We start from the raw sequence: 5,005 nt of genomic DNA on the forward strand, positions 1-5,005 counted from the left end.
ATCAACCACTGATTGTGCGTTCTTCTTGAGTTCAGCAAGAGCTTCGGTGAGCTGCTTATCTGTTGCCTGACTCAACACAGAATCCAGCTGTCCAGGAACATTGATGAAGGCCAGAGGCAATCCAGAGATATCTCCAGAGCTCAGGGCTGAGTTGAGTGTGTCCCAGGTTTTGCCCACAGCTTCACATGCAGCTTTGTTCGCTGCCTGATCATTGGCATTAAGGCTAGGAATCTGGTCGCAACCCGCAAGCGTCAACACGGCAATAGATGCAACAGAAAGGCTCAGGATGGCCTTGTGAGAGGTTTTCATGGTGCTTTAGGCCAGTTCTACTGTTCCGGTGTAAACAAGCTCAGCTGGGCCTGAGAGTGCGACATGCTCTCCTTCTTCCGTGGGGAACATACGAACAGCCAACGTTCCGCCAGGAACATCTACACGCCAGTTGTGGGGTGCACCTTCACCAGCCCAGTGACGGGTGGCCAGCGCAGCTGCCACGACACCCGTGCCGCACGACAAGGTTTCCCCTGAGCCGCGCTCGTGCACACGCATACGGATGTGACCGACGCCATCTTTCACCAGTGGGTCGTGAGGAACAACGAGCTCCACATTCGCCCCTTCAGGAAGTTCTGGTTCAAGTCGAGGTGCTGAACTGAGGTCAGCAGCATCGAGCTCAGCATCATCTGCAAAAGCAGCGATGACGTGAGGGTTCCCCACGTTGATGCCCACACCAGGGCGAGCAACAGGAACACCCGCCACCTTCACGACGGGTTCCCCGCCGTCGAAGCTCCAGCGGCCCATATCGACCTGGAACTGTGTTCCTTGTGCGGTGAGATCACGAACGCCGGCACGTGTGCCGATGGCAAGGGTTTCACCGCGGTTGATGGAAGCAAGTCCGGTCTCGAGTAAATATTTGGCATAAACACGAATGCCGTTGCCACACATCTCAGAGAGAGAACCATCTGAGTTGTAGTAGTCCATAAACCACTCGGCAGCAGAATCTTCTGCGAGCGCGGCCGCCCCAGCAGGATCCACAACGACCTGGCCTGGTTCGTGCTTGCGGTTGAGCTTGCTGCTCTTGACCGCTCGAATGACGCCGTCTGCACCAATTCCGAAGTGACGGTCACACAGTGCCGCTATCTGGCTTGGGGTGAGCGGAAGTTCACCTTCAGGGTCGCTATAAAGCACGAAATCGTTCCCGGTTCCGTGACCTTTGGTGAAGTGCAGCGAGATAGCCATGTCTCCAGCTTAAAGGCTTAGCTGGGAGATCACCTGAGAGACGTTGTCTCGATGCCCCGCTGGAAGCCAGGTGAGATCTGCATACCGCTTAAACCAGCTCACCTGACGCCGTGCATAGCGTCGAGTTATTGCCTGAGTTTCCTCAATTGCCTCGGCTTCAGTCATCTCACCTGAGAGCTCAGCCAATGCCTGCGCATAACCGATTGCCCTGCGGGCAGTGATGCCCTGTTCAATACCTTGAGGAATCAGGCCCTGAACTTCTTCAAGAAGTCCGTCGTGCCACATCTTTTCAACGCGGCGGTCTAGCCGCTCAACAAGCACCTCGCGCTCTTCAGCGAGGCCAACGATGACTGTGGGTTTCCAATACACAGCTTCTTCGGGCAATGTTCCCAGCCCCGCTGTGCTGCCGGTCACTTCAAGAACTTCCAAAGCTCGAACGACCCGCCTCGAGTTTTGCTGATCGATGCGTTCGGCAGCTTCGGGAGCGAGCTCCTTGAGGCGTTGAAAGAGAACGCCTGGTCCCAGCTCTTCCATTTCCTTTTCAAGTCGCTCACGGATGACATCGTCATGACCAGGAAATTCAAAATCGAAGAGAACGCTGCTGGCATACAGCCCGGATCCCCCCACCAAGATAGCGAGGTGTCCGCGGTCATTGATTTCTGAAATCACAGCACGTGCCTGAGCCTGGTAGTCAGCAACAGCGGCTTCATCGGTGACGCGCAGCACATCAAACATGTGGTGAGGAATTCCTCGACGCTCTGCAACAGGTAGCTTGGCGGTGCCAACATCCATCCCCGCATAGAGCTGCATGGCATCGGCGTTGACGATTTCAACGCCATGTCCTTGGGCAATCAGAGCTTCTGCAATATCTAAGGACAGGTCCGACTTTCCTGTCCCCGTCGCTCCCACGATCGCGAGGATCTGGGTTTTCTCGCTCACGCTAGCGCTGTCCGTCGTCGAGGTCGTAGATCGGGGCGGTCGAAACCCGCAAGCTGGGCATACCTAATCCCACAACAGGTATCGAGGTGGAACCCAGGTTCTTCGCTCCCCCTGTACTAGGAACACCGCAGCTATCAGCCTGTTCGCGATCCCAGGCATCTCCGGCAATGGTGCGGCGAATCTTCAGCGGTGCACCTGTGGGGTCATCTGCGAGCAGGTGGAACGGTGCTGCTTCCGTGATGGTTACCGTCACAATGTCACCCGGACGTGGTGTTTCACTTCCCGGTGTCACTTCAAAGTGAACCAGACGAGAATCTTCTGCACGGCCGCTCATGCGCTCAGTTGCGCTGTCCTTGCGGCCTTCACCGTTGGCAACCAGTACATGAACTTCACGGCCAATTTGTGCCTTGTTTTCCTGCCACGCAATGTCGTTCTGGAACTTGAGGAGACGCTCATAGCGCTCCTGAACGACTGCCTTGGGGATTTGGTTATCCATTTCCGCAGCAGGTGTTCCAGGTCGCTTGGAGTACTGGAAAGTGAAGGCAGTTGCGAAGCGAGCTTCCGCAACAACTCGCATGGTTTCTTCGAAGTCTTCTTCTGTTTCGCCAGGGAATCCCACAATGATGTCGGTGCTGATTGCTGCATGCGGCATTGCTTCCCGAACACGCTGGAGAATTCCTAAGAACTTCTCGCTGCGGTAGCTGCGACGCATGGCCTTGAGCACGCTGTCTGAACCTGATTGCAGTGGCATGTGGAGCTGAGGCATGACATTGTGTGTTTCTGCCATGGCTGCGATGACATCATCCGTGAACGCAGCAGGGTGTGGGCTTGTGAAGCGCACACGCTCCAGGCCTTCGATCTCACCACAAGCGCGCAGAAGCTTGGCAAATGCACCCTTATCGCCGAACTCAACACCGTAGGTGTTGACGTTCTGGCCCAGCAAAGTAACTTCAATGGCGCCCTGGTCAACAAGTGCCTTAACTTCGTTGAGCACTTCGCCAGGGCGACGATCGCGTTCTTTACCGCGCAGGCTGGGAACGATGCAGAACGTGCAGGTGTTGTTGCATCCCACCGAGATGGACACCCAACCGGAATAGGTCGAATCACGCTTAGTGGGAAGAGTAGAAGGGAAAGTTTCCAAAGACTCGAGGATTTCAATCTCTGCCTTGTGGTTGTGGCGAGAACGTTCGAGCAAGCTCGGCAAAGAACCCATGTTGTGGGTTCCAAACACCACATCAACCCAAGGAGCTTTCTTCAATAGAAGTGCTTGATCTTTCTGAGCGAGACAGCCACCCACAGCAATCTGCAGATCCTTGTGCTTTTCTTTCACTCGCGCGAGGTGACCGAGGTTTCCGTAGAGCTTGTTATCGGCATTTTCACGAACAGCACAGGTGTTGATCACAACAACATCTGGTTGAGCAGAACTCGCACTGCGCTTCATGTCGGGATCTAGTTCCGCCTCAGAGGCGAACTCAAACTTCACATAGCCAGCAGCTTCCATGGCTCCAGCTAGACGTTCACTGTCGTGAACGTTCATTTGGCACCCAAAAGTGCGCACTTCATAGGTACGCTGACGCCCAGTTTCATCCACTGCCGCAGAGGATGCGGGGATGAGTGTGGGGGCTTCACTTGGGCTGGTCATAACCCCATAAGTTTACGCGCCGAAAGGCACCGATTATTTCGGTGCGTTGGGACCCATGTAATGAGACCACAATCCAGCAAGTGCCCATAAAACGCCGACATAGCCAGCGGCATAACTCGCGAACATCCATGGTGTGGAGACGCCTGCGGGAAGTACTGCTGAAATAACGCCCAACACGAAACACAGGCTTGCACAAATGATGACGGCGAGAACATTCATTTTCTTGGTGCGAGCACGGGCCGCAATCTGCTTTTCCGTCAAAGGTTTGGCAGGTTTCTGCTCTTCTGCGGGTTCTACGTCAAACATGTTGAGTGCACTACTTTCTGCGGCGATAGCCCCATGTGATGTACGCAATGATCACCAGCAAAGCTGCAGCAATTGCGTAGGGGCTGTTGAGGAAGTCATTGAGCACGGACTTAGCCTAATTCCTCGACGCAAGCGCCTCTCTGCACGCCTCGCGGACAGTTTGACCCGAATATCCACGACGAGAAAGAAAACCCACCAGACGGCGTTCTGCGGTCGCATCATCGAGCTTGCTGAACTGGCGCACGCGTTGCAGAGCAAGCTCCGTTGCTTTCGAAAGTTCGTTGTCTTCGTCGATTGCCTCGAGCGCTTCATCCACAGCTGACGAGGAAATACCTCGTTGTCGAAGCTCTCTCGCAATGACGCTCTTACTCTTGCCCTTGCGCTCACTGAGTCGAGACACCAGTTCCCGAGCTAAGCGTTCATCATTGAGGTAATTCAGTCGCTCAAACTTGGCCACAAGTTCAGCAGCATCGCCTTCGGCTGCATCTTTGGAACGCAACCATGTCATTACTTCGTGCACCGACATATCGTGGGTGTGGAGTTTCCGTAAAAGTGTCTGCTCGAGTGCATCAAGATCCAGCGCCGCCACTGATTCTTCTTCATCCTCAACAACGTCTTCCACCTCGGTGAACATGACACGGCTCAGTCGCTGGACTCCGGCAGGAACTTCTGCAGCATCCCCTACTGCCTCGCCTGATATTTCAGGCGAGGCAGCGATGGGACTGCTTTCTGGATCAACCCAGGGCAGAAAAGTGACGTTCGTCACGAAGCTCAGGCTCCCTTACGAACCTCTTCAACTGCCTCGAAGTCTGGTTCGACCTCTACAGCAGTTGCAGCAGCTTCAATGGCAGCAGCTTCAGCTGCTGCGGCACCCACACCGAGCTT

General features: G+C 54.9%; 6 protein-coding genes. All 6 read right to left on the reverse strand.

Translation table 11 applies throughout. The features are described 5' to 3' along the window. Positions 1-309 (reverse strand): hypothetical protein (locus RR877_RS09640; protein WP_332628073.1); only part of this gene is annotated, 309 nt, incomplete at its 3' end. A gap of 6 nt (positions 310-315) precedes the next feature. Further along, positions 316-1,233 carry a diaminopimelate epimerase gene (gene dapF, locus RR877_RS09645; RefSeq protein WP_110233098.1) on the reverse strand — a complete coding sequence of 306 codons (918 nt, stop codon included), beginning with the start codon at positions 1,231-1,233 and terminating at the stop codon, positions 316-318. A 9-nt stretch (positions 1,234-1,242) separates the two neighbouring features. Next, a complete protein-coding gene (miaA, locus tag RR877_RS09650; protein ID WP_332618841.1) occupies positions 1,243-2,172 on the reverse strand; it encodes a tRNA (adenosine(37)-N6)-dimethylallyltransferase MiaA in 930 nt (309 codons plus the stop codon). A gap of 1 nt (position 2,173) precedes the next feature. Beyond that, positions 2,174-3,814 carry a tRNA (N6-isopentenyl adenosine(37)-C2)-methylthiotransferase MiaB gene (gene miaB / locus RR877_RS09655; protein WP_332628074.1) on the reverse strand — a complete coding sequence of 547 codons (1,641 nt, stop codon included), beginning with the start codon at positions 3,812-3,814 and terminating at the stop codon, positions 2,174-2,176. 33 nt (positions 3,815-3,847) lie between these two features. Next, positions 3,848-4,120, reverse strand: a complete 273-nt coding sequence (locus RR877_RS09660) for a hypothetical protein (protein ID WP_332619104.1) — start codon at positions 4,118-4,120, stop codon at positions 3,848-3,850. A gap of 115 nt (positions 4,121-4,235) precedes the next feature. Beyond that, positions 4,236-4,886 carry a regulatory protein RecX gene (locus tag RR877_RS09665; RefSeq protein ID WP_332550699.1) on the reverse strand — a complete coding sequence of 217 codons (651 nt, stop codon included), beginning with the start codon at positions 4,884-4,886 and terminating at the stop codon, positions 4,236-4,238. Positions 4,887-5,005 lie beyond the last annotated feature (119 nt).

This window comes from Aurantimicrobium sp. (assembly GCF_036667855.1).
Lineage (GTDB): Bacteria > Actinomycetota > Actinomycetes > Actinomycetales > Microbacteriaceae > Aurantimicrobium.

What these genes read in the sequence shown, in the direction of transcription:
- dapF (WP_110233098.1), bottom strand. Translation starts at nt 1,233, where the DNA reads ATGGCTATCTCGCTGCACTTCACCAAAGGTCACGGAACCGGGAACGAT.
- miaB (WP_332628074.1), bottom strand. Translation starts at nt 3,814, where the DNA reads ATGACCAGCCCAAGTGAAGCCCCCACACTCATCCCCGCATCCTCTGCG.
- RR877_RS09660 (WP_332619104.1), bottom strand. Translation starts at nt 4,120, where the DNA reads ATGTTTGACGTAGAACCCGCAGAAGAGCAGAAACCTGCCAAACCTTTG.